Source organism: Pseudoalteromonas piratica, from assembly GCF_000788395.1.
GTDB classification, from domain to species: domain Bacteria; phylum Pseudomonadota; class Gammaproteobacteria; order Enterobacterales; family Alteromonadaceae; genus Pseudoalteromonas; species Pseudoalteromonas piratica.
The window spans coordinates 2,413,093-2,436,706 of the sequence record NZ_CP009888.1 but is presented as its reverse complement, the minus strand read 5'-3'; the positions used below and the strand labels follow the sequence as shown (position 1 = coordinate 2,436,706).

Annotated in this window: 24 protein-coding genes; 21 read left to right on the top strand and 3 right to left on the bottom strand. The window is 39.9% G+C overall.

Translation table 11 applies throughout. The features are described 5' to 3' along the window. The first annotated feature begins 48 nt into the window (after positions 1 to 48). The gene (locus OM33_RS11335; RefSeq protein ID WP_038641787.1) at positions 49 to 1,275 is read left to right on the top strand and encodes a nucleoside recognition domain-containing protein; all 1,227 of its coding nucleotides are present in this window, start codon (positions 49 to 51) and stop codon (positions 1,273 to 1,275) included. Here OM33_RS11335 and OM33_RS11330 read toward each other — a convergent pair. Continuing rightward, on the bottom strand, positions 1,272 to 2,234 hold the full coding sequence (locus OM33_RS11330; RefSeq protein ID WP_038641785.1) for an integron integrase: 963 nt from the start codon (positions 2,232 to 2,234) through the stop codon (positions 1,272 to 1,274). The two genes, OM33_RS11335 and OM33_RS11330, sit on opposite strands and share 4 nt — an antisense overlap. 354 nt (positions 2,235 to 2,588) lie before the next feature. On the opposite strand from OM33_RS11330, the gene OM33_RS11325 reads away from it, so the two are divergent. The 17 genes from OM33_RS11325 to OM33_RS11245 all read left to right on the top strand — a co-directional run bounded on the left by OM33_RS11325 (position 2,589) and on the right by OM33_RS11245 (position 18,134). Continuing rightward, entirely contained in the window at positions 2,589 to 3,008 is a 420-nt protein-coding gene (locus tag OM33_RS11325; protein ID WP_038641782.1) for a hypothetical protein, read from the top strand. A 108-nt stretch (positions 3,009 to 3,116) separates the two neighbouring features. Then, entirely contained in the window at positions 3,117 to 3,563 is a 447-nt protein-coding gene (locus tag OM33_RS11320) for a hypothetical protein (RefSeq protein ID WP_052140985.1), read from the top strand. 507 nt (positions 3,564 to 4,070) lie between these two features. Further along, a complete protein-coding gene (locus OM33_RS11315) occupies positions 4,071 to 4,505 on the top strand; it encodes a GNAT family N-acetyltransferase (protein ID WP_038641780.1) in 435 nt (144 codons plus the stop codon). A 113-nt stretch (positions 4,506 to 4,618) separates the two neighbouring features. After that, complete coding sequence (locus tag OM33_RS11310) at positions 4,619 to 5,002, top strand: hypothetical protein (RefSeq protein WP_038641778.1); 384 nt, start codon at positions 4,619 to 4,621, stop codon at positions 5,000 to 5,002. A 112-nt stretch (positions 5,003 to 5,114) separates the two neighbouring features. After that, positions 5,115 to 5,477: a hypothetical protein gene (locus OM33_RS11305; RefSeq protein WP_038641776.1), complete on the top strand. Its 363-nt coding sequence runs from the start codon at positions 5,115 to 5,117 to the stop codon at positions 5,475 to 5,477. A 119-nt stretch (positions 5,478 to 5,596) separates the two neighbouring features. Continuing rightward, on the top strand, positions 5,597 to 5,977 hold the full coding sequence (locus tag OM33_RS11300) for a RidA family protein (protein WP_038641773.1): 381 nt from the start codon (positions 5,597 to 5,599) through the stop codon (positions 5,975 to 5,977). 317 nt (positions 5,978 to 6,294) lie between these two features. Beyond that, positions 6,295 to 6,948 (top strand): GntR family transcriptional regulator, encoded by a 654-nt coding sequence (locus OM33_RS11295; RefSeq protein ID WP_038641771.1) that lies wholly within the window; start codon positions 6,295 to 6,297, stop codon positions 6,946 to 6,948. A gap of 86 nt (positions 6,949 to 7,034) precedes the next feature. Next, positions 7,035 to 7,907, top strand: a complete 873-nt coding sequence (prpB, locus tag OM33_RS11290; RefSeq protein WP_038641769.1) for a methylisocitrate lyase — start codon at positions 7,035 to 7,037, stop codon at positions 7,905 to 7,907. 11 nt (positions 7,908 to 7,918) lie between these two features. Next, entirely contained in the window at positions 7,919 to 9,043 is a 1,125-nt protein-coding gene (gene prpC / locus OM33_RS11285) for a bifunctional 2-methylcitrate synthase/citrate synthase (RefSeq protein WP_038641767.1), read from the top strand. Between the two features lie 61 nt (positions 9,044 to 9,104). Beyond that, on the top strand, positions 9,105 to 11,699 hold the full coding sequence (acnD, locus tag OM33_RS11280) for a Fe/S-dependent 2-methylisocitrate dehydratase AcnD (RefSeq protein WP_038641765.1): 2,595 nt from the start codon (positions 9,105 to 9,107) through the stop codon (positions 11,697 to 11,699). An 18-nt stretch (positions 11,700 to 11,717) separates the two neighbouring features. Then, entirely contained in the window at positions 11,718 to 12,881 is a 1,164-nt protein-coding gene (gene prpF, locus OM33_RS11275; RefSeq protein ID WP_038641763.1) for a 2-methylaconitate cis-trans isomerase PrpF, read from the top strand. Between the two features lie 277 nt (positions 12,882 to 13,158). After that, positions 13,159 to 13,950: a putative porin gene (locus OM33_RS11270; protein ID WP_038641761.1), complete on the top strand. Its 792-nt coding sequence runs from the start codon at positions 13,159 to 13,161 to the stop codon at positions 13,948 to 13,950. A 143-nt stretch (positions 13,951 to 14,093) separates the two neighbouring features. Further along, positions 14,094 to 14,471 carry a Crp/Fnr family transcriptional regulator gene (locus tag OM33_RS11265; protein WP_038641759.1) on the top strand — a complete coding sequence of 126 codons (378 nt, stop codon included), beginning with the start codon at positions 14,094 to 14,096 and terminating at the stop codon, positions 14,469 to 14,471. 171 nt (positions 14,472 to 14,642) lie between these two features. Further along, entirely contained in the window at positions 14,643 to 16,406 is a 1,764-nt protein-coding gene (locus OM33_RS11260) for a CHASE2 domain-containing protein (protein ID WP_081991059.1), read from the top strand. A gap of 4 nt (positions 16,407 to 16,410) precedes the next feature. Then, positions 16,411 to 16,914: a hypothetical protein gene (locus OM33_RS11255; protein WP_038641754.1), complete on the top strand. Its 504-nt coding sequence runs from the start codon at positions 16,411 to 16,413 to the stop codon at positions 16,912 to 16,914. Next, on the top strand, positions 16,907 to 17,776 hold the full coding sequence (locus OM33_RS11250; protein WP_052140984.1) for a M48 family metalloprotease: 870 nt from the start codon (positions 16,907 to 16,909) through the stop codon (positions 17,774 to 17,776). Before OM33_RS11255 ends, OM33_RS11250 begins: the two co-directional genes overlap by 8 nt. A 91-nt stretch (positions 17,777 to 17,867) precedes the next feature. Further along, entirely contained in the window at positions 17,868 to 18,134 is a 267-nt protein-coding gene (locus OM33_RS11245; protein ID WP_038641752.1) for a hypothetical protein, read from the top strand. Here OM33_RS11245 and OM33_RS11240 read toward each other — a convergent pair. Next, positions 18,131 to 19,429, bottom strand: a complete 1,299-nt coding sequence (locus OM33_RS11240; protein WP_038641750.1) for an anti-phage deoxyguanosine triphosphatase — start codon at positions 19,427 to 19,429, stop codon at positions 18,131 to 18,133. The genes OM33_RS11245 and OM33_RS11240 overlap by 4 nt on opposite strands. Positions 19,430 to 19,551: 122 nt before the next feature. On the opposite strand from OM33_RS11240, the gene OM33_RS11235 reads away from it, so the two are divergent. The 3 genes from OM33_RS11235 to OM33_RS11225 all read left to right on the top strand — a co-directional run bounded on the left by OM33_RS11235 (position 19,552) and on the right by OM33_RS11225 (position 21,636). Continuing rightward, positions 19,552 to 20,109: a hypothetical protein gene (locus tag OM33_RS11235; RefSeq protein WP_052140983.1), complete on the top strand. Its 558-nt coding sequence runs from the start codon at positions 19,552 to 19,554 to the stop codon at positions 20,107 to 20,109. 77 nt (positions 20,110 to 20,186) lie between these two features. Continuing rightward, on the top strand, positions 20,187 to 20,990 hold the full coding sequence (locus OM33_RS11230; protein ID WP_038641748.1) for a glucosaminidase domain-containing protein: 804 nt from the start codon (positions 20,187 to 20,189) through the stop codon (positions 20,988 to 20,990). Continuing rightward, positions 20,983 to 21,636: a DUF2987 domain-containing protein gene (locus OM33_RS11225; RefSeq protein WP_052140982.1), complete on the top strand. Its 654-nt coding sequence runs from the start codon at positions 20,983 to 20,985 to the stop codon at positions 21,634 to 21,636. Before OM33_RS11230 ends, OM33_RS11225 begins: the two co-directional genes overlap by 8 nt. 109 nt (positions 21,637 to 21,745) lie before the next feature. On the opposite strand, the gene pyk is transcribed toward OM33_RS11225, so the two are convergent. Further along, positions 21,746 to 23,182 carry a pyruvate kinase gene (gene pyk, locus OM33_RS11220; RefSeq protein ID WP_038641746.1) on the bottom strand — a complete coding sequence of 479 codons (1,437 nt, stop codon included), beginning with the start codon at positions 23,180 to 23,182 and terminating at the stop codon, positions 21,746 to 21,748. Between the last annotated feature and the right edge of the window lie 432 nt (positions 23,183 to 23,614).

Sequence of the window (23,614 nt, the reverse complement as noted above, 5' to 3'; positions counted from 1 at the left end):
AGGAAATGTGGCACACTAAGCAGCATTCATAATAATAATAATCTGATTATGCTTAACAAAATTTGGTTATCTTTCTTTATTATTGCGTTTGTATCCGCGCTCGCTACGTGGATGGGCGGTGATGGCCTTGTGTTTGAACGGCTAGTGAAAGCCGTATTTAGTATGGCCAAAGTATCTGTTGAAATTGCTATCGGCCTAATTGGGGCTCTGTGCTTTTGGTTAGGGGTTATGAAAATAGCCGAGCGCGGAGGCATGGTTGATGTTTTGGCTAAAGGCTTATCGCCACTGTTTACCCGCTTAATGCCCGATGTGCCAAAAGGCCACCCAGCATTTGGCTCAATTACCATGAATTTAAGCGCGAATTTACTTGGCCTTGATAACGCCGCAACGCCGATGGGCATTAAAGCCATGCATGACTTGCAATCGCTTAACAAAACGCCCGATACTGCAACCAATGCGCAAATATTGTTTTTGGTATTAAACACCAGCTCAGTAACCTTATTTCCAATTGCGGTATTTGTTTATCGCGCGCAGCAAGGTGCAGCCAGCCCAACGGATGTATTTATTCCTATTTTATTAGCAACTTTTGCCTCTACCTTTGTTGGTTTACTTGTTACTTGCGCTATTCAGCGAATTAAACTGTTTAATACTGTTGTGCTGTTATACCTTGGTGGGTTAGTAGCCATTGTTATGGCACTCATTTTGTATTTTATGAACCTGACTACAGAGCTAATGCAAACGCACTCCGCGGTTTTTAGTAACTTTTTAATATTCGCGTTTATTATTGTGTGTTTATGTTGGGCAAGTATTAAAAAAATAGATGTGTACGACAGCTTTATTACAGGTGCCAAGCAAGGGTTTGAGCTATCAGTTTCATTAATTCCCTATTTATTAGCCATGCTATGTGCCATTGGGGTGTTTAGAGCGAGTGGGGCGCTTGATTATGTACTGGATTGGCTACGCACTGTTGTGATTACGCTTGGCGGTGATACACAATTTGTAGATGCCATGCCAACCGCTTTTATGAAGCCACTCTCAGGCTCTGGCGCACGGGCAATGATGTTAGAAACCATGAATACCCATGGCGCAGACTCATTTGCAGGACGTTTAGCATCCACCATACAAGGCTCAACCGAAACCACTTTTTATGTGTTAGCCGTATATTTTGGGGCTGTTGGCATTAAGCATACCCGGCATGCAGTAGGCTGTGGCTTGGCTGCAGATTTAGCTGGTATTTTAACAGCAATCGGTGTGTGTTATTGGTTTTTTGGTTAGTTTATAGAATCGATTGGACTGATAGCACCAAACTTATTTTTTCCAATTACGTGAGTGTAAATTTGAGTTGTTTTAATGTCGTCATGACCAAGCAACTCCTGAACAACTCTTATATCATGGCCTGTTTCTAACATACGGGTTGCAAAACTATGCCGAAAGGTATGCGATGTAACTCTTTTTGATATATCAGCTTTTTTTGTGGCGACTTTTAACGCTTTTCTAAACGCTGTTTGGTGTAGATGATGTCTGCAAATATAATCGTCATGAGGGTGTTTACAACGTGTTGTTGATGGAAATAAATATTGCCAATAAAAATTTTTAGCCGCGTTCTTGTATTTGGATATAAGCGAAGCTGGTAATGATGTTAGCCCAAACCCATCATGAAGATCTCGCTCATGAATGTGCCTAACAAGTTCAATCTGGCTATTTAATTGATCTTTAATATTATTTGGTAATAAAGTAACGCGATCTTTTTGTCCTTTTGACTGGTAAACAAAAACAGTATTCCGTTCGAAATCGAGATCTTTTATTCTTAGCCTTAAAACCTCTGATACTCTGAGTCCTGAGCCATACATAATAGACGCAATAAGCTTATGTTTACCGTGCAGATTTTGAATAACTTTTGCTGCTTCATTATGTGTTAATACTTGTGGAATACGCTGCGGTGTTTTAGCGAAGTGAAACTTCATATTGTTTAACTCACGACCAAATACATGGCGATACATAAATACTACTGCACACAAAGCTTGATTTTGTGTGAGAGGAGAAACCCTTTCATTTATTGCTAGGTGTGTAAGAAATAACTCAACATCTGATTCAGTCATATCTCTTGGGTGACGCTTGTTATGAAAAAAGATGAGTTTCCTAATCCAATATAGATAGGCTTTTTCGGTTTGTAAGCTATAACGTTTCACCCGAAGTATATTGCGAATTGATTCAATGAATGGCGATTTTGTCATGTCACACCTGAAAATTATAACTGTATATATATACAGTTATAATTCATGATTTAAAAATTGCCAAAAATTGCTTCCTATTAATTAAAATTATAAATGCGCGGTTTGTTTTTAGTAAAAATTTAACTATCTGATTTATAAGTGGATTTAAAAAGCTCTTTGGCATTTAATAGGAAGCAACTAACGGCTCGATAAGACAGTTCTCGCTTTCTTTTCGAAAATTTAATACATTAATGGCCTTTAAAATAATATTTATTAATATTAATCAACTGCTTATTGTTAGATTTTGTCAAAGATTATGTGATGTATAAAAATTACATATCCGGCATTCTCGATAATAAGCGTTAGGGTTCAATCGTGATTTCAGAGAATTTTTCATGGACAGGTAGCATTCATCTGAAACATGACTCTACTGTTTATGACCTTCATAATGATTATGATTTTATAAAATTTAGTTACGATGTTGAAAAGAGTTTAATTGTTCTAGAGTGGCGAAAGGGAAAATATGATTGGGTTAAAAGTGAATTACCTAAAACTCTTTTGCTTTCACTTTTCAATCTAGAGCATTTTGGTTTTCAACCAAGAAGCTCTGAAAGGTCATTTAATGAAGATGATTGTTTGAGTAGTTTTGGTTACCTTTCAGACGATGAATGGTGTGAAGGTCAGTTTTGGGTTGACGGTGATCCTGATGACAGTTGGCATTGGTCATTAGAATTTGAATCAGGTGCAGAGCTTATAGTTTCAGCTGAATCAGCTTTTGTGAAAGTTGAACCCTAACAAGGCCGTTAAACCAAGGACACAAAACAGCAGGCTGTGCTCCTTCGTCGCAAATTTTAGCCTGCTATTTTGTGCCGTTTACGGCAAGCGTTATAAGCACATCAAGATATGAGTAAATTCTTCGTTCTAATTCTTCTATTTGTGAGTTTTCCTACTGTTAGCGTAGAGAAGGTTTCACTGTCGGCATTATTGGCTAACCCTAACAATTATGATGGTAAGTGTGTTCAAACAGTTGGGGTACTAAGTGTTGAGTTCGAAGGTGGCAGAATATTTATCGACAGGACAAGCTATGTTGCGAGAGCCTATGAAAATGCTGTAAGACAACCATTTGTCGCTGCAGTCGTAGCCATGAACAGTGAAGATCCTGAAAAGGCGGCAAAGAGAATATCAGATACATACGAAGGAAAATTAGTCCGGGTTATTGGTGTTTTCTCAGCGATCAACACACGAACAGATGAAATCAGTTCTAACAGTATGTTCAAAGATATAAGCTTTATTGAAACTTTACCGCCACACAACTGGGCGCAGATAGGAAATCGTCGCACGTGCTTATAACAAGCCGATGAAAAATGGACAAAAACCAATTGGTTTAGGGCGGCATAGCCGCTAGAGTATAACCAATTGATTTTATGCCTCTTATCCGGGCGTTCTATACACCTAGGGAAATGAGTTATCTTCATGGGGCGGAGAATCAAAACAACTAAAAGCAAAAAGAACGTTAAACGTTTTTCTTGGCATTTCTGGTTTCTTCATAGCTTAACTTTTGTTGCACTGTTAATGGGCTACTCCTCAGGTATGGAAAACAATAAACCTATCGTTACAAGTTTATCGTTTGGTTCATTAGTATATTTAAGCCCTTTGTTTCTATCAGTTATTCGTAATATGATGCCTAGGTCTTTAATGTTAAAGTTTTATAAAAAAAGCTTGTAGTTCAAGTGTATATAACAAGCTGTTTAAGTGCGGGGACTGCTGAAGTTTGGCTCGGTTTCGCTTCGCTACACATTTTAGCCAAACATTTATCAGCCCCTTAACAGGGCGTCATAAAGCTAATTGGAATCTGAGATGATATTTAACCTAGTTCCCGCAACAGAGTGCGATAAAAGTTTCTTTTGGGACAATTATTGTCATTCGATGCGTTCTCACATTGAGGAAATATGGGGATGGGATGAAAGTTGGCAAAGATCTGATTTTGAAACTAGATGGATGGAGTGCGAAAATTATTTGGTTCGTATGAACGAATTAAGCATTGGTTACATTCAGTCAATTGATTATGATGAAGAGCATTATATTATGATGTTCATATTGTTGCCTGAATATCGTTCAAAGGGAATGGGGAGGCAGTTGCTCGCTCAAGTTAAAGGTCATGCAACATTAAAATACATAGGCTTAAGGGTATTTAGAACCAACTTAAAAGCGCTCAGTTTTTATGAGTCACAAGGTTTTTCTAATGTTGAGAATGAAGGTGATTTTTTCTATTTGAAGCAAAAGGCTTTATAACAAGCTGTTTAAAGTGGACAAAATTACGTTGGCTTGGTTTCGCTCCGCTTCACATTTTAGCCAACATAATTTTGCCCGTTAACAGGGCGTTATATACCTAAGGAAGTTTAGGGATGTATCCTAATTCAGTAGATGAAAACTTAGTAGGCGAATACCCAGCAGCTACAAAATCAGGAGGTGGGTATTTTTACGATCAAGTATTGGAATATCGTGTTTGGTGCAGACCCTGGGAGGGCGCCCCAGATGAATTTGATGGTGAAATATACTACTACGCTTTTCACACTTACGAAGAAGCTCTAGAGTTTTCAAACAAAACTACAGGCTCTGAAAGTCCTCTCGTACTGGTAAAACAATTCGAATGGATAGATGAGCCCGAGCCCAAGAAGTTCATCCATAAAACTGGTGAACGTCTTACCGAATGGAGAGTTGAGTGGTTGACTAATGGAAAACGTGATGATGATACAATTGCGAACTTCATAAGTGCAGGCGGTATATAACAAAGCAATTATAAATGGGACGTCTAATGCTTGGCTGACGCTCATTCTTCTCTAATTTTAGTCAAGCATCAATACGCCCCATATTGGGGCGTTACAAATACATGGAAGTGACTTGAAATCATCTAACTTAGCTCTTCACAATATAAAACTTATCGAATTTTCCAATATTTTGGTTTTAATTGGTGCGATGAGCTTTTTACTAAACATTAGCTTGTCATCATTTTATCTATCAGCATTAATTTTTGGTGTACTAATCGGTATCTTTTTGGGCTTATGTTTACCTTGGCTTTGGAAAAAAGAGTTTAGTGTTGCTAATTCTATAGTCACTATTATTGCCGTGGTAACAGCATCTATCTATTTAAATAATACAGTCGATTTATATGCCTGCTTTCAAATGCTCTCTAGTTTAATTTTTACGTCTGGTTTAATTTGGTATGTACAAAAAAGTAAATTAATAAAATACCTAATGGCGTAAGGTGTTTGTAACAAAAAGATTTAGCTAGGGTACAAAATAGCAAGCTGCGCTTCTTCGTCGCTAATGTTTAGCAATCATTATTAGCTACTGTGTGGGAAAATATTAAGTGAGGTCGACCTATGAGAAAAACTATAAGCTCAGGATCACATCTTGAAAAACCTATCGGTTTTTCTCGTGCATGTCGTATAGGAAATCAAATCTCTGTTTCAGGAACGGCTCCAATAAAGAACGGTGAAACTGTTTATATTGATGACGTATATAATCAAACGAAATATTGCCTTCAGCTATCAATTGGTGCCATAGAAGAAGCTGGAGGGAACATTAATGACGTTATTAGAACTAGGATTATGCTCACTGATATTTCACAATGGGAAGCCGCGGCAAAAGCTCACGGTGAACTCTTTTCAGCTATTAAACCTGCCTGTACTTTTGTTGAAGTAAGCCGTTTTATTGATGAACAATGGTTAGTTGAAACTGAAATTGACTGTGTTGTAATCTAGTTACAACGATTTTTAATGATGACATGGGCAAAGCGCTTTGCCTTGGTTACTTGTAGGCTTATAAACCAAGAACTTAGCCGTGTAGTTGCGGCGCTGAATTTTCTAAAGTATTAGAATGATTATCTATATAGCACTTTTTGCATTGTGTTTATTTATTATTGAACGTTGGATAAATCACAAGCCTTTTGTCGACAATTCATACCGCTTTAGTCTAATTTAATAAAATTAATTGCTAAAATTGTCGACAATCTGTTGATCTCTTCGTGAATCACTCCTATATTACCCCTAGTTATTGTCGACAATAGTTAGGTTTTAAATTGGAAAATGAAGTAAAAACAGCGTCAGATAAGGTTTTTGTCGACATTCGCCAAGCCATTGTGGAAGGTGAAATAGCGCAAGGCTCAAAAATTTCTGAGCCAGAACTCTCCAAAAAGCATCAAGTTAGCCGCGCAACCCTGCGTGAGGCATTAAATCGTTTAGAAAGCTGTCATTTAATTGAGCGCAAAGCCAATGTGGGCTGTCGTGTAATATCGCTTACCCCAGAAAAGCTAGATGAAATTTATCAAGTGCGCAGTGCCCTTGAGGGGCTGGCGTGCCGTTTAGCAGCAACCAATATGACAGACGACGAAATCAATCAGGTAAAAGCCTTACTTGATGATCATTTGTCGACACAACGGGTGCGCCAAGGAGAATCTTACTACCAAGAAGAAGGTGATTTGGATTTTCACTACCGCATTATTAAAGGCAGTAAAAACAGCCATTTAATTAATCTATTGTGTAACGAATTATACCAATTAGTGCGTATGTACCGAGTGCAAATGGGCATGAATGGCCCACGTGTTAGCAAAGCATTTGATGAGCACCTGGCTATTATTAATGCCATTGCAGCGCGCGATGGCGAACTAGCCGAATTATTAATGAAAAGACATATCGCGGCATCAGGCAGCAATATTGAACGTAAGTTTCAGTAATGCGTGATGCCAATAAAAGTGTAAACAAATTTAGTTAGCGTAACGCTAGCGTACAAATATAAAAATACCGTTCAAAGGAGACATACATGTCAGCAGGTTTGAAGTTTCGCCAAGCATTAGCAGAGAACCAACCGCTTCAAGTGGTCGGCACTATCAATGCCTATACTGCAATGATGGCAGAGAAGGTAGGACATAAAGCTATTTACTTATCAGGGGCAGGGGTTGCCAACGCAAGTTACGGTTTACCGGATTTAGGCATGACTAGCTTAGATAATGTGCTTGAAGATATTCGCCGTATTACCAGCGCATCTGATTTACCACTACTCGTCGATGCCGATACAGGCTGGGGTGGTGCATTTAATATTGCGCGTACTGTAAAAGAAATGACAAAAGCAGGTGCAGCGGGTTTTCATATTGAAGATCAAGTTGCGCAAAAGCGTTGTGGCCACCGTCCAAATAAAGAAATCGTAACTCAACAAGAAATGGTTGACCGCATTAAAGCGGCGGTTGATGCAAAAACGGATGAGCATTTTTACATTATGGCGCGTACCGATGCGTTTCAAAAAGAAGGGTTAAATGCCGCAATCGACCGCGCTGCTGCGTGTATTGAAGCAGGTGCCGATGCAATCTTTGCAGAAGCCGTGCACGACCTTGCCGACTATAAAGCATTTAGCGATGCGCTGAATGTACCAATTCTTGCCAATATTACTGAATTTGGCCAAACACCAATTTATTCAAAAACCCAATTAGAAGAAGTGGGTGTAGGCATGGTGCTTTACCCGCTAAGTGCGTTTAGAGCAATGAATAAAGCGGCGCTTAATGTGTACAACACTATTTTAAGTGAAGGCTCGCAAGCAAGCGCAATTGATTCAATGCAAACCCGCGCCGAGTTGTATGACTTTTTAGATTACCACTCGTTTGAAAACACACTTGATAAACTTTTTCAGAATAATAAATAAGGGGCAGGAAAATGGTAGATAAAGCATTAGGCGGAGCAGGATTACGTGGTCAAGTTGCTGGTGAAACAGCGTTATGTACAGTAGGTAAATCAGGCAGTGGTTTAACGTATTGTGGTTATGATATTTCAGAGCTTGCAGATAAAGTTGAATTTGAAGAAGTATCGTACCTTTTAAGCCGTGGTGAATTACCAAATCAATCACAACTTGATGCGTACAAGGCGAAACTAAAAACACTTCGTGGCTTACCTGCGGCACTTAAAACCGTTCTAGAATCGATTCCTAAATCAGCTCACCCAATGGATGTAATGCGTACGGGTTGTTCTATGCTGGGTAACCTTGAAATGGAAACCGACTTTAGCGATGTGAACGACCATATCGACCGTATGGTTGCGGTATTCCCAAGTATTATTTGTTATTGGTATCGTTTCTCGCACGACGGTGTACGTGTTGATGTTGAAACTAACGACGATTCAATTGGCGCGCACTTCTTACATTTATTACACGACAAAGCACCAAGCGAGCTATTTGCTAAGGTAATGAATGTATCGCTAATTTTATACGCAGAGCATGAATTTAACGCCTCTACATTCACAGCGCGCGTATGTGCATCAACGCTGTCTGATGTGCATTCATGTGTAACGGGTGCTATCGGTTCATTACGTGGTCCACTGCACGGTGGTGCAAATGAAGCGGCAATGGAAATGATTGAGAACTTCACAAGTGCTGATCAAGCTGAAGAAGCACTGATGGGCATGCTTGAGCGTAAAGAAAAAATCATGGGCTTTGGTCACGCAATTTACCGCGAGTCTGACCCGCGTAATGTGATCATCAAAAAGTGGTCTGAATTACTTGCGAAAGAAGTAGGCGATGACGTGCTTTACCCAGTGTCTGTGCGCTGTGAAGAAGTAATGTGGCGTGAGAAAAAACTTTTCTGTAATGCTGATTTCTTCCATGCATCGGCCTACCACTTTATGGGCATTCCAACAGCGTTATTTACGCCAATCTTTGTAATGAGCCGTGTAACAGGCTGGACAGCACACGTGAAAGAGCAACGTGCTAATAACCGTATTATTCGCCCAAGTGCTGATTACACAGGCCCAGAAGCACGCGAAGTACCACCTATTTCAGCGCGTTAATGTCGCATTATATCAAGGCATGCCTAGCATGCCTTTACTCCGAGTTTGTTGTGGAGCCCATATGAATACCCAATACCGTCAAAAGCTAGGCAATACCGGCCTAGATTATTTTAATGTTGAAGCTGCGGTGAATGCCATTTCACCAGGTAGCTATCAACAATTACCTTATACCTCAAAAGTGCTTGCAGAGAATTTAGTTCGCCGCTGTGAGCCTTCAATGCTAACTGATTCGTTAAAACAATTGATTGAGCGCAAGCGTGACCTTGATTTTCCGTGGTTTCCAGCACGTGTGGTGTGTCACGATATTTTAGGCCAAACCGCACTGGTTGATTTAGCGGGCCTTCGTGATGCTATCGCAGAGCAAGGCGGCGACCCATCACTAGTTAACCCTGTCGTGCCAACACAGCTGATTGTTGACCACTCCCTTGCGGTAGAGCACGGTGGTTATGACAAAGACGCGTTTGAAAAAAACCGTGCGATTGAAGATCGCCGTAATGAAGACCGCTTCCATTTTATTAATTGGACGAAAACGGCATTTAAAAATATTGATGTTATCCCACCAGGTAACGGTATTTTGCACCAAATTAACCTTGAGAAAATGTCGCCGGTAGTTCAAGCGCGCGATGGTGTTGCCTTCCCAGATACCTTAGTGGGTACAGACAGTCACACACCGCATGTTGATGCATTAGGCGTTATCGCCATTGGTGTAGGTGGCCTTGAAGCTGAAAGCGTGATGTTAGGCCGTGCATCCTATATGCGTTTACCAGACATTGTCGGTGTTGAAATTGTCGGTGAGCGTAAGCCTGGTATTACTGCAACTGATATTGTGTTAGCAATTACCGAGTTCTTACGTAACGAAAAAGTGGTGTCTACTTACCTTGAATTCTTCGGTGAAGGTACGCAGCATTTAAATTTAGGTGATCGTGCAACCATTTCAAATATGACGCCAGAATACGGCGCAACTGCGGCCATGTTCTATATCGATGAAAAGACCATTGATTACTTAAAGCTAACAGGCCGTGAAGACAGTCAAATTAAACTCGTAGAAGAATACGCCAAAACCACAGGCCTTTGGGCATCTGAAATGACTGAGGCAAAATACGAACGCGTATTAACCTTTGATTTAAGTTCGGTTGGCCGTAATATCGCAGGGCCTTCTAACCCGCATCGCCGCGTAGCAACCAACGAGCTTAAAAACACCGACTTACTGGGTGATTATTCGCATACAGATACACAAATGCCAGATGGTGCGGTAATTGTGGCAGCTATCACTAGCTGTACCAACACCTCAAACCCACGCAATATGATTGCCGCAGGTTTAATTGCACGTAATGCAAATAAACTCGGTTTAACCCGTAAGCCTTGGGTTAAATCATCACTTGCGCCGGGTTCTAAAGTGGTTAAAAGCTACTTGGAAGAAGCAAACTTATTACCAGAGCTTGAAAGCTTAGGTTTTGGTGTCGTGGGTTTTGCCTGTACTTCGTGTAATGGTATGAGTGGTGCACTAGACCCTGTTATTCAACAAGAAATTATTGATCGCGATTTATATACCACAGCAGTACTTTCAGGTAACCGTAATTTTGACGGTCGTATTCATCCCCATGCCAATCAAGCGTTTTTAGCGTCGCCACCACTGGTTATTGCCTATGCAATCGCAGGCAGTATTCGTTTTGATATTGAAAACGATGTACTGGGCGTATCTTCTGAGGGTAAAGAAATTCGCTTAAATGATATTTGGCCTAGTGATGAAGAAATTGATGCGGTAATTGCGAAAAGCGTTAAGCCAGAACAATTTAACGCGGTTTATACACCAATGTTTGACCTAACCGTGGATTATGGCGAAGACAATAACCCGCTATACGATTGGCGTGAAATGAGTACGTATATTCGCCGTCCGCCATATTGGGAAGGCGCACTTGCAAAACCTCGTACTATGACAGGCATGCGTCCGCTTGCTGTTCTTGGCGATAACATTACGACGGATCATTTATCACCGTCTAATGCTATTCAAGCAAGCAGTGCAGCAGGGGAATACCTTGCCAAAATGGGGTTACCAGAAGAAGACTTTAACTCGTATGCAACGCACCGAGGCGATCACTTAACAGCGCAGCGAGCTACTTTTGCCAACCCTAAACTGTTTAATGAAATGGTGATTGAGAACGGTGAAGTAAAACAAGGATCACTTGCGCGTATTGAGCCAGAAGGCAAAGTAACGCGTATGTGGGAAGCAATTGAAACCTATATGGAACGTAAACAACCGCTAATTATTATTGCCGGTGCTGATTACGGCCAAGGTTCATCACGTGACTGGGCGGCAAAAGGTGTGCGCTTAGCAGGGGTTGAAGCTATTGTGGCAGAGGGCTTTGAGCGTATTCACCGTACTAACTTAATTGGTATGGGTGTTATGCCGCTTGAATTTAAAACTGGCACAACGCGTAAAACGCTTTCAATTGATGGTACAGAAACCTTTGATGTCAAAGGTGAGCCTGCGCCAGGGTGTGATTTAACGCTGATTATCAATCGCGCAAATGGCGAAGTGGTAGAGGTGCCGGTTACCTGTCGTTTAGATACTGCGGAAGAAGTCTCTATTTACAGTGCGGGTGGTGTTTTACAGCGCTTTGCACAAGACTTTTTAGCGGAGACAGCAGCGAGTTAATCGCTGCTATATCTCACTATGACAACAAAATATAAAGTTCCAGCAACTTATATGCGTGGCGGCACCAGTAAAGGGGTGTTTTTTAAGCTCAGTGATTTACCGCTTGAAGCACAAGCGCCTGGCGAATTTCGCGATAAGTTACTAATGCGTGTGATTGGCAGCCCAGATCCTTACGAGAAGCAAATCGATGGTATGGGCGGTGCAACGTCCAGCACCAGTAAAACGGTAATTGTCGCTAAAAGCGATAAAGCGGACCACGATGTTGATTACTTATTTGGCCAAGTTGCAATCGATAAACCAAGTGTTGATTGGAGTGGGAACTGCGGGAACTTAACAGCCGCCGTAGGCGCATTTGCCATTAACAATGGGTTAGTGGATGCGTCGCGTATTCCTCAAAATGGCGCTGTTGAAGTGCGTATTTGGCAAAAAAACATCGAAAAAACGCTGGTGGTGCAAGTACCCATCAAAGACGGTGAAGTAAACGAATTTGGTGACTTCAAACTTGATGGTGTCGCATTTGCAAGCAGCGAAATTAAAGTGCAATTCCTTGCGCCATCCCCAGTGGGCGAAAACATGTTCCCAACCGGGAATTTGGTCGATACGTTAACGGTTGACGACTTAGGGGATATTCCAGCAACCATGATTAACGCGGGTATTCCCACCATTTTTGTTAATAGTCATGACATTAACTACAGTGGTGTGGAGCTGCAAGAAGACATTAATGGCGATAGTGACAAGCTGGCTTTTTTTGAAAAGCTTAGAATCGCAGGAGCGCTTAAAATGGGGCTAATTAGTGACCCAAGTGAAGCGAAAACGCGCCAACATACACCTAAAATTGCGTTTGTTTCACCCTCGCAAGACTACATTAGCTCAAGCGGCGATATGGTTAAATGTGCAAACATTGATTTAAATGTCCGTGCGCTTTCAATGGGTAAACTGCATCATGCAATGATGGGCACAGCAGCAGTTGCGATTGCGTGCGCTGCTGTGACAAAAGGCTCATTAGTTAATTTAGCCGCTGGTGGCGGTGACATTTCTGATGTGAATTTTGGTCATCCATCAGGCACCATGAAAGTCGGCGCAAAAACAGCTGAAACTGACGCTGGCTGGCAAGCAGAGTTTGCTAGTATGAGCCGAAGTGCACGCGTAATAATGGAAGGCGTGTTACACGTACCTTTGTAAATACGCTGTAAAAACAAACGTTAAGAGGGAAGTTTCGGCTTCCCTTTTTCATTTTTAAATGTGTGGTTTTATCCTAAAGCACTGTAAGAGATAACCCTTAAAGAAATGAAAAATACAGATTAATTGTAAATTAGAGGTGAAATTGGGCTATTTTTTAATAAATAATGATTAGAACATTCATACTATTGATTTTATGTGAATAAACCCGTGGTTGTTCAATAAATAAGGCTTTTTATAATAGCCGCCGTCGAGACAACAACTACACAAGGAAAGTAGCATGAATAAAACATTATTGGCGACCTTAATTTCCCTTTCATCTTTTGCAACGTGCGCAAATGAGTATCAATCTATTAGTCACGCTGCTTATGCTGACGTTGAAGAAGACAACCTGTTTCACCTAGAAACCTTATATTATTTTGATGCGCGAAAAGCACTTGGTCCATACAATGAATTTTCTTATATCAATACCAAGTCGAATATCGGTGCGTCTTACAGCGACAATGATTACACGGATACAATAGGTGTTCGCGGTGAATATTTCTTCAACAATTTTGTAGCGGGTGCTAGCTACAATAATGCAGATTCAGATTGGGGTGATGTAGACTATTACGAGGCATCATTTGGTTACTTATTTACACCCGATTTAATTGCACGCATTCACTACCGTGATTCGGATGCGCGAGGCATTGATGGTAGTTTTTATGCAACGGCACAGTACAATTTAAGCCTAAACACGACGGATTATGTTGGCTTTACTGCATCAGTTGATGAGGAATTTGATTTCTTTAGCTTAGATACCAAATATTATGCAGAGCTTAGTCAGGGTCGTTATTTAACGGTAAATCTTGATTTAGATGCGGGTGATTTTGACTATTGGTCATTAGGTTCAAACTACTATTTTAATAAAGGTTTATCAGTATTTGCATCAGTTAATAAGTCTGATGATGTGCAAATTGGTGGACGTTATTACTTTAATACCAACTGGGCTTTATCGGGTAGTTACGGTACAAACCTTGATAGCGATTTTGATTACGATATGTTTCAAATCAACTTAACAGCGCAGTTCTAATAGAAGTATTTTTTTTTAGTTATATAAAAAGGAAGCATTTGCTTCCTTTTTTGTTATGTCAAAAAATTCAAGATGCTAAATAAATCATAGATCGAGTGTTTTAAAAAAGTGATAATTTTTTGCAACTTTTACAAGGAAATATAATGAGTAAAGAATTAGTCATTGCGAAAAACCACGTGCTCTTTAAACAGGGTGATAAAGCTGAGTGTGTTTATGTTGTACGTTCAGGGAAAATAAAACTGGTTAAATCAAAAATGGGTCAGTCTATTGTTATAGGTTACTTTGGCACGGGAGAATTTTTAGGTGAAATGGCGATTATTACAGGTTCTTTAACAAGTTGTACCGCGATTGCTTCTGAAAATACTGTGTTGCAAGTGTATGAACGAGCACGTTTTGAAGAAATGTTAGCAAATAATGCTGGCGTTGCTGCACGTATTATTGAGGGGCTAGCTGTTCGTTTGGAAAAGACCACGGAGCGCTTAATGGAACCGGTTACTTTATTGGAAGCGGAAAATCACTAATTATCAGGTTCACTAATAAGAGGTTTCGCTATTTTATCAGCACAGTTAAAACCGTATAGGTGAACTTCTGTGCTAATCATTATTATCAATAAAACACACTCCAGTTTACCAACAGGGTTAAATATCAATAGTTTGCTAAGCTTTATTTATGCGACTTAACACCCGTAAATTATGACTTTTAACCATCGCCAGAAGATACATACATTCCTTACTTGTATGCTTGTGTTTATTATCTGGCTTTTTTGCTTCTTTTTTCACTTAGGCCAGTCATTTGATAACGCATTGTTTGATTTACGAGAGAAATCTGAAATCGACAAGCGTATACCGCCAACAGAACTGATTGTTGTGACTATTGATGATAAATCTCTCGATGCGATGAAACGTTTTGCAGGGCGGTGGCCTTGGCCTAGAAGTGTTCATGCGGAACTGATAGAGGGTTTGAATACATATTCGCCACAGGCGATTGCATTTGACGTTTTGTTTAATGAACCCGATGTTTATCGTCCTGACGATGATCTTTATTTCGCACAGGTTGTTGAAGACGCTGACAATATTTATTTGGCCTTGCTTGGCCTTGAATATCATAATCAGTCAGTTAAGAACCATTATCCATTGGCACTTTTCCCATTTTTAAAGCAACTCAATTCACAACAAATGGGCAGCGTTAATGTATTAAGGCAAGATGATGCTGTGGTGAGGCAGTATTACTCTAAAGTGTGGATTAATGACCAAGCCTTTTTGTCATTAGGCGCCAAAATTTCAGATTTTGCAATGAGTGATGACACGCCTATTAAGTTGCAATGGCAAAACACCAGTGCGTTTGAGATTTACAGTTATGTTGATATTTTTAATGCTGTGGCAACGGAGGATGCACAGTTTTTAACACGTTTTCGTGATAAAAGAATTTTAATCGGTGCCACTGCCGCAGGGTTATTTGATGAGGTTTCTACGCCAATTTCAAATAGTGCTCCTGGTGTTTTTGTTATTGCCAATGCAGCTGCAAATTATCTAAACGGAACTTTTTATATATCAGTGAGTGATTGGTTGATAATAAGTACGGCGTTTTTATTAATTATGTGTGTTAGTAGCATTTATTTTTATAACACGTCGTTAGTTATACAGTTTTCTGTGTCATGTGTAGTGCTGGTTTTAGCTTTAGTGCTTGTTTGGTATATTTACCTATTGTTAGCGCCATATAGTTTAGACTTACCTGTTGCTACCTTGTCTCTTTCTGCGGTATTAGCCCTTTTGCTGCAATTTTTAATGCAAAGTTATGTGCAATATCGTGAAAAGCAATTTGCCAATAAATTGTTTGGGCGCTTCTTAGACCCCAATGTTGTTAAAAACTTACTAGACCATCAGAACCTGGCTCAGTTTGGTAGTAGTGAGATCGTTGAAGTAACCGTATTATTCAGTGATATTCGTAATTTTACATCACTCTCTGAAAAACACGATGTGTCAGAAGTGGTGGCACTGCTTAATGACTACTTATCAATGCAAGTCGCGACAATATTTAAGCATAATGGCACACTTGATAAGTTTATTGGTGATGCAGTCATGGCATTTTGGGGGGCACCGTTACAAACAAATAATCATGCTGAACAAGCGGTGTTAGCTGCGCTTGAGATGGAACAAAACCTTATTCATTTTCGTGCAACCTTACCCAATAAGTATCAGTCATTAGATATCGGCATCGGCATCCACAGTGGCAAAGTTTTATGTGGATTTATCGGCACAGAACAACGGTTGGACTATACTGTGTTGGGCGACACGGTAAACTTAGCAAGCCGTGTAGAAGGGTTAACCAAAACACATAATCGGATATTGGTGACGCAGCAAACCGCACAAAGGACAAAGCTCAACTATCAGTTTGTTGACAAAGTATTAGTAAAAGGACGAGAGCAACCAGTTGAACTACTAACGCCGGAGCGATAGTAATATGAAACACCTTGAACTCTTTTTATTATCAATGTCTTTAATAATTTATTCAGTTGATATTCCTGCTGAAGACGCTTCTCTTCCCACTAGTAAATCTGCAATTGTTGCAATTGAAACAAACCTCCATAAAAAGCCGACTGTTAAGAGTGCAATCTTAGTTGAGAAGACACCGGGGGAATCGCTTAAAATTGGCAAGCGGCATCGGGCTTGGTATTTTGTTGAAGATAACAACTACCCCAATGCATGGGTTAAGATGCTTGCAGTGCAACTCGCGGTTGAGCCTAGAAGAGCAGGAGAGCTAGGTGTTGTCTCACTGTTTGAGTCGATGACGACAAAACCCACAGCGTCGACTGCTGTAAGAGGGTTTGACCAACATGCTTTTGATCAGGTTACGCCAAACAAAGCGCGTTTAACAACGTTAAATACATTCAAACCATCCAAATCTGAACTTAATAGATTTATTGCCGATGGCAAGCTAATTGCGGCCGAGGTGCCCAATGAATAAACCACATTTAATCATATTACTTTCTCTATTTTTAATTGTTAGCTGTAACACAACGGGTATTAAGGTGGCAGGTGTAGATGTAGGGGCACTAGTTAATCAAGGAGTCACTGTTTACGAGAGTCAAACATTTGATGATACGAAAGAGCGGCAGTTAGGTGAGAATCTTGCGTCTGTTTTAGTATCCGTAGCGCCAATTCACAGTAATATTAAAATCAATCGTTATGTTAACAAAGTTGGTCAGCATTTAGCTAGGCATTCAAATCGTCCATCGCTTAATTGGCAGTTTGCCGTGCTTGATAGTGACGATATTAATGCTTTTGCCGCGCCAGGGGGATTTGTGTTTATAACATCCGGTGCGTTATTACAGCTCGACAGTGAAGCTGAACTAGCAGCAATGCTGGCACATGAAGTAATTCATATTACGCAACGCCATCATGTAGAAAAAATAAAAGAACTTAGTTTACAAAATGCGTTAACAGAAGCGGCATTTATTTCCGCTGAGGCATATCAAACACACAGTGGTGCAGATATGACATCGCGCAATCTCACTCAATGGGCAAGGGCGCTGACATCAATGGCGACAGAACTTTATAGTAAAGGGTTAGACAGAAATGATGAAATGGAAGCAGATGCTGAAGCCGTTACGCTGTTAAATAAAGCAGGGTATGATATTTATGCGATGGCGTCTGTAATGCAAAAAATTGCTGCCATTTCGCCTTCAGACAGTGCACTTGCAAACCTCTACAGTACCCACCCAAAACCAGCTGACCGACTTTCTAAAATTGCATTAGCGCTTGAAAATGAGCAAGACAATAACGGACAAAATTTACAGGTTCGCTTTCAAAAAACTATTTTCAAATAGCACTTTTTACTGGTTTTAAAAGTTGGTCAACGTTTAAGCTTGTCAAACTTGGTCGCTTTATTTATGTTCAGTGTAAAAAAGGAGGCTTGCTATGTCTAATCTGGCTGAACATGCATTATTTAACTGTCAACATACAGAACAAGCAGAAATTGATACGGACGTTAGCTGTTTTGAATGTACTAATTGTTTTAATATCAGTACTCAATGTTTAATTTCAGTTTGTCCACATTGTGGCGAGGCGTTAAAAGAGCGCAATTTGAGACCGAGTGAGTTACTTGATATGCAAGAGAATCACCGTAGTCGAAGTGTTTCAAAAGACGATGGTACGGTTTTTTACGATGATTCTAAACTGGCTTAATACTCGGTTGTGAACAATCTTCCGTGAACTTTTATGGCGTACTCGTCTGTCATAGATGAGATGTAGTCACATAATTCGCGGTAACCGGTTTCTCCTTGGGCTAATGCATTCTGATAGATGGCTTGCCGAGTAAGCGGTAATAGCCTTAATGGATCGCTGGCAAAAGCGGCAAAAATATCTGAAATAATCTTTTGTCCTTTAAATTCAATTTGTTGCATTTCTGGGTGACGAATTACGTTTTTAAATACAAACTGCTTTAACCCTTCAAGTAAAATAGTTAAATCTTTATCTAAATAAACCGTGTGGTCTAATAACAGGCTTTCGAATAAGTCGAGTTTTTTTATTTTCGCTTGGGTGATAAATAAATTCACTAACTCACCGATTACTTCCTTTAAATCAGCTTCATCGGGTGAGAATAATTGTGCTGAAATGCGCGGTAAGTTGGAATTTAACCAACCAGTTTGTAAGTTGCTCAAATGAGTATCAACAAATTCTTGCCATTGATGCACGCTGACCATGCCGGTTGCAATTGCATCTTCTAAATCATGCACGCCGTAGGCAATATCGTCTGCCAGTTCCATAATAGAACAGTCAAGCGACTTATACTTAGTCCGATCTATACCGTTTTTATTTTTGGTGAACTGTGTAAATGTTGTTGAATCATAGGAGGACAAAGGTGCTAAGATCCAATCAAATACCGCGGACTCTTCGCAATACAATCCCTTAGCGGGTAACCAACGCGTTGAATTGATGAATCTTTCTTGCTCATTATCTTCTGGAACCTGCCATAAATGTTTAATGAGCTGCGGGTATTTTATAAAACCAAGTAAAGTTCGGCGTGTTAAATTCATACCAAACCCTTTACTGTAAGGTTCTAATTTAGCAACAATACGCAATGTTTGCGCATTACCCTCAAATCCACCGTGCTCGCGCATCATGTAATTCAGTGCCGTTTCGCCACCATGGCCGAAAGGGGGATGACCTATATCGTGTGCCAAAGCTAAGGTTTCAATTAAACTTCTACAGGGTAAAAAAGCACATATGCTGTCGCTTGTTTGGCTTGCTCTTAACTGACCTAAAATACCACTGGCAATTTGTGATACTTCGAGTGAATGAGTTAGGCGTGTGCGGTAAAAGTCATTAACACCTATTCCCATGATTTGGGTTTTAGCTTGTAAACGTCGAAATGCTGCTGCATGTATAATACGTGAGCGGTCCTTCTGATAGGGAGAGCGTTTATCATCTGGGCGGTGTTTGTTTTCTTTGTATCGTCTTGCTAACCATTCTTCAGTCATTAATTACCTAGTAAATTAATTAAAATCATAAAATTATTTTAGACATAAATTGCAACAACTTAAAACAGTATTATTGATTAAGTTATGCCATAGTTTAATGAGGTAACTACTGGAGTTGTTCTATGCCATTACCACTTTTACTCGGTATTTCTGCAACAGCTGTGCTTGCGAATACCTATTATCGTAAAGAGTTAGCAGAACAAGATGCGTTACGACGTCAAAATCTTAACACTCGTAACCCGATAGGACGTTATCCTTGCGATGATTACCCGAGTGACTTTCATGTTACAGCCGAAATTGGTAATGTTGTGTGTTGTGGTGTGTATAATGGGTTTATTCACACTGGAATTGTTATCGACCACAATGCGATTTTAGAATTACATGGTTCAGGACTTGCGCGCGCTGTTAGCTACAAACGTTTTTTAGCCAACCGTAGTGGCGCTAACATTTTTGTCGCCAGTGACGCTTTGGGCCATCCATTAAACACTAAACTCGAAGTAAATCGGGTATCGTCAGAGCTTTTTGCTTACCATAAATATCACATTAGCAAATTAAATTGTTATTCACACACTTGGTACTGTATTACTGGCAAGTGGCTTCCTTTTGCAAGTTTCGAAATTTTTAACCAAGCACTCAGTAAGAAATTTGGTCAAAGTATTTATTGGGACAGAATGAAATAGTAAAAAGCTTACGTCTGCTTGCTCATTGTTGTAGAATTGTTCCTTTTTTAGATGTATATCACTACAGAAAATAGTACATGAAGTTATTGATTAGATTATTGGCAATTACTTTTTTTGCTTACATGTTAGCAAGCCCTTGGTTGTTAAAACCTGAATTGCCAGCACAAGACGAGCAAGTTGCAGAACAAGTGATTGAGCCTGTTGTAGAAAAACCATTACATGATGTTGTTTTGCCAGATTTTGCAAATATGACAAATGTGCAACAACGAAAACAAGCATTTTTTGACCTACTGAAACCGTATGTTATTGCAGAAAACCAGCGTATTTTAAAACAACGTGAAATCATTGATTTAGCATTAACTGAACTTGAATTAGGCTTTGATATTCCAAGCTCTCAAATCGCCTCACTGAAAACAATTTTGGCAGAATATAAAATAGAACCTGTTGTAAATGAAGAAAACTTATTAGTGGCGATAAAACGTGTTGATTTAATCCCGCGCTCTATGGTGTTAACACAGGCGGCAAACGAGTCAGGATGGGGGACTTCACGTTTTGCGCGCATAGGCTTAAATTTCTTTGGTTTGTGGTGCTTCAAAGAAGGTTGCGGCATGGTGCCAAACAAACGAAATGCTGGCAGTAATCACGAAGTTGCCGCCTTCAAAACACTGGAACAAAGTGTGAGAGCATATTTTAGAAATATCAATACACACCCAGCTTATAAACAACTTCGTGATCTGAGGCAAAGTAATCGTTATGATGAACAGCTTATACTCGCTGAAAAATTATTATATGGCCTTGAAAGCTACTCTGAGCGCGGTCATGAATACATCGAAGAATTAAATCAAATGTTAATTACAAACCAAAGGTATTTCAGTGATTAAGAAAAACTTGGCAGCAGGGGTAGTGCTATCTGCATTATCATTTTGTGCAACCGCTTCTGAATTTGTTGTGTCTTATGATGGTTTTTATGATCGATTAAAAGTGATGTCGAAAGGCAACTATGCAACAGCTGATCTAGGCTTCTATTTGGTAAACCAAAAGGGGGAGCCTTGTAATATTGAAAGTGGCAGCATTATCACTAAAACGAATGAATACCCGCTCAACTACACGTCACAAAGCAAATTATTGCTGCCTTTTGATGAGACGCTCGACAAAGATAAAGCATTAATTGTGGTTCACCCAAAAGGTGGTGACCAATGCCAGCTTAAAATGCAAATGGAAGCAAACCAAACATATGGTGACAGCATTTCAATGAAGCAAATGGCAGATTTATATAGCGAGTTTGACGATTTAATAGGACGTTTGTCAGGCTTTTTTATGCGCACACTGTTTTCGTTTATGATGCCTGAAGTGAAAGGTGTGACCTTGATATTTGATCAGGTTGTTGCAGATCCAATTGGTGCAGATGAGTCAGTTAAATGTACTGAAAATCGCTGTACTATTGTTGTGCCTGAGTCATATTCACAAAATCAACGCTTTACTTTTTCACAACCAATAACGCAAGTTATTCCACATATCGAAAAGTAAATAAGGCATCAGTAAAACTACGAAGAACTAAATGCACGCTTTACTTAGGTGATATAAAAAACCAGTTCAATTGAACTGGTTTTTTTGTTGAACTTGGTTGAGCTAAAGGTTAGTCAACTGTCACTAATTTAAGCGTATTTGTAGCGCCAACAGTTTCCATTGCATCACCATGGGTCAAAATTACTTTATCACCTGATTGCAAGTAACCTTTGTTTACTAAAGTTGCTAATGCTTGTTTTACCAGTGAACCAGAATCGTATTCTGTCGAATCAAAATAAACCGGATAAACACCACGATATAGTGCAGTTTGGCCAAGTGTACGATGATGGCGAGACAGCGAATAAATTGGTAAACCAGAGCTAATACGCGACATTAGTTTTGCTGTGCTACCTGATTCTGTTAGCGCAACGAGTGCTTTAACGGAATCTAAGTGGTTAGCTGCGTACATGGCTGATAATGCAATCGTCTCAGATGTATTTTCAAACATTGAATCTAAGCGGTGCTTAGAAATTGCCGTTTGCGGTTGTGACTCTGCACCTAAACAAACACGCGCCATTGTTTCTACTGTAATAGCAGGGTAGTCACCAGCAGCGGTTTCTGCAGATAACATCACCGCATCTGTGCCATCAAGTACTGCATTTGCAACGTCCATAACTTCTGCACGTGTTGGCATAGGGTTATCAATCATTGATTCCATCATTTGCGTGGCAGTGATCACAGTGCGGTTTAGCGTACGTGCACGGCTAATAATCGCTTTTTGCTTACCAACAAGTGCAGCGTCACCAATTTCAACACCTAAGTCGCCACGGGCAACCATAACGGCATCTGATGCAAGTACGATATCATCAATTGCTTCTTCCGTTTCAACAGCTTCAGCACGTTCGATTTTCGCTAGTAATTGTGCTTTTGAACCCGCAGCTTCAGCCAATGAACGCACATAACGCATATCATCACCAGAGCGTGGGAATGATACAGCAATGTAATCAACGTCAATTTCAGTTGCAGTGATAAGGTCTTCTTTATCTTTATCTGTAAATGCTGGCGCAGTTAAACCACCACCCAGACGGTTAATACCTTTATTGTTAGAAAGTACGCCGCCAACTGTAACTGTTGTATGTACTTTTTTGCCAACTACTTCATCAACTGTAAGCTGGATTAAACCATCGTTTAATAGTAGTAAGTCACCAGAAGAAACGTCTTGTGGTAGTTCTTTATAGTCGATACCTACGCCATTAATATCGCCTTCACCTTTTTCCATTTCAGCATCAAGAATAAACTTTGCGCCTACTTCAAGGTTAACCTTTCCTTCTTTGAATGTAGATACACGAATTTTTGGACCCTGAAGGTCAGCAAGAATAGCGATGTGTGTATCTAATTTACTTGCGATTTCACGTACTTTTGCTGCACGATCTTTATGATCTTGTGCTACGCCATGAGAGAAGTTTAGGCGAACAACATTCGCACCTGCTTTTATTATTTTTTCTAAATTGTCATCTCTATCTGTAGCAGGACCGAGTGTGGCAACGATTTTGGTACGTCTTGGCATTTATTAGCTCCCATTAGCTATTTTGTATATTCTTTGCGTTTCACATCAATAAGCTAGAAACTAGCTTAATAAACTTGCTTTTTGTGTGGTTAGTAGATTATGACACCGGTGTCATGTTGGCGTCAACTGATCGCACACTAGAATTAGTATGAATAAAATTTATGTAAATTTTATTATACGCCTTTTAAATTATCTTAACAGCCCCAAAAAAGGACATAAGTCCGCTGTCATTGGCCTCAACGCAAGGTTGCAGAGCCATTATTTAAGCAAAACGAGTAAAATAAAGGCCTCGCAAGGAAATTATAATCTATAATTTTTTTAATAATAAAATTGCATGCTGGTCGAAAAGCCATATAATGCGCGCCATTACCGCTTAACTAATTCCAGCTCTCAGTGTAAACATACGTTAAATTGATTGGAATTAGCGATAAA

Bases quoted from the DNA above. Each gene is read 5' to 3' on its own strand.
- OM33_RS11335 (WP_038641787.1), top strand. From the start codon at position 49: ATGCTTAACAAAATTTGGTTATCTTTCTTTATTATTGCGTTTGTATCC.
- OM33_RS11330 (WP_038641785.1), bottom strand. From the start codon at position 2,234: ATGACAAAATCGCCATTCATTGAATCAATTCGCAATATACTTCGGGTG.
- OM33_RS11320 (WP_052140985.1), top strand. From the start codon at position 3,117: ATGAGTAAATTCTTCGTTCTAATTCTTCTATTTGTGAGTTTTCCTACT.
- OM33_RS11315 (WP_038641780.1), top strand. From the start codon at position 4,071: ATGATATTTAACCTAGTTCCCGCAACAGAGTGCGATAAAAGTTTCTTT.
- OM33_RS11310 (WP_038641778.1), top strand. From the start codon at position 4,619: ATGTATCCTAATTCAGTAGATGAAAACTTAGTAGGCGAATACCCAGCA.
- OM33_RS11300 (WP_038641773.1), top strand. From the start codon at position 5,597: ATGAGAAAAACTATAAGCTCAGGATCACATCTTGAAAAACCTATCGGT.
- prpB (WP_038641769.1), top strand. From the start codon at position 7,035: ATGTCAGCAGGTTTGAAGTTTCGCCAAGCATTAGCAGAGAACCAACCG.
- prpC (WP_038641767.1), top strand. From the start codon at position 7,919: ATGGTAGATAAAGCATTAGGCGGAGCAGGATTACGTGGTCAAGTTGCT.
- acnD (WP_038641765.1), top strand. From the start codon at position 9,105: ATGAATACCCAATACCGTCAAAAGCTAGGCAATACCGGCCTAGATTAT.
- prpF (WP_038641763.1), top strand. From the start codon at position 11,718: ATGACAACAAAATATAAAGTTCCAGCAACTTATATGCGTGGCGGCACC.
- OM33_RS11270 (WP_038641761.1), top strand. From the start codon at position 13,159: ATGAATAAAACATTATTGGCGACCTTAATTTCCCTTTCATCTTTTGCA.
- OM33_RS11265 (WP_038641759.1), top strand. From the start codon at position 14,094: ATGAGTAAAGAATTAGTCATTGCGAAAAACCACGTGCTCTTTAAACAG.
- OM33_RS11260 (WP_081991059.1), top strand. From the start codon at position 14,643: ATGACTTTTAACCATCGCCAGAAGATACATACATTCCTTACTTGTATG.
- OM33_RS11255 (WP_038641754.1), top strand. From the start codon at position 16,411: ATGAAACACCTTGAACTCTTTTTATTATCAATGTCTTTAATAATTTAT.
- OM33_RS11250 (WP_052140984.1), top strand. From the start codon at position 16,907: ATGAATAAACCACATTTAATCATATTACTTTCTCTATTTTTAATTGTT.
- OM33_RS11245 (WP_038641752.1), top strand. From the start codon at position 17,868: ATGTCTAATCTGGCTGAACATGCATTATTTAACTGTCAACATACAGAA.
- OM33_RS11240 (WP_038641750.1), bottom strand. From the start codon at position 19,429: ATGACTGAAGAATGGTTAGCAAGACGATACAAAGAAAACAAACACCGC.
- OM33_RS11235 (WP_052140983.1), top strand. From the start codon at position 19,552: ATGCCATTACCACTTTTACTCGGTATTTCTGCAACAGCTGTGCTTGCG.
- OM33_RS11230 (WP_038641748.1), top strand. From the start codon at position 20,187: ATGAAGTTATTGATTAGATTATTGGCAATTACTTTTTTTGCTTACATG.
- pyk (WP_038641746.1), bottom strand. From the start codon at position 23,182: ATGCCAAGACGTACCAAAATCGTTGCCACACTCGGTCCTGCTACAGAT.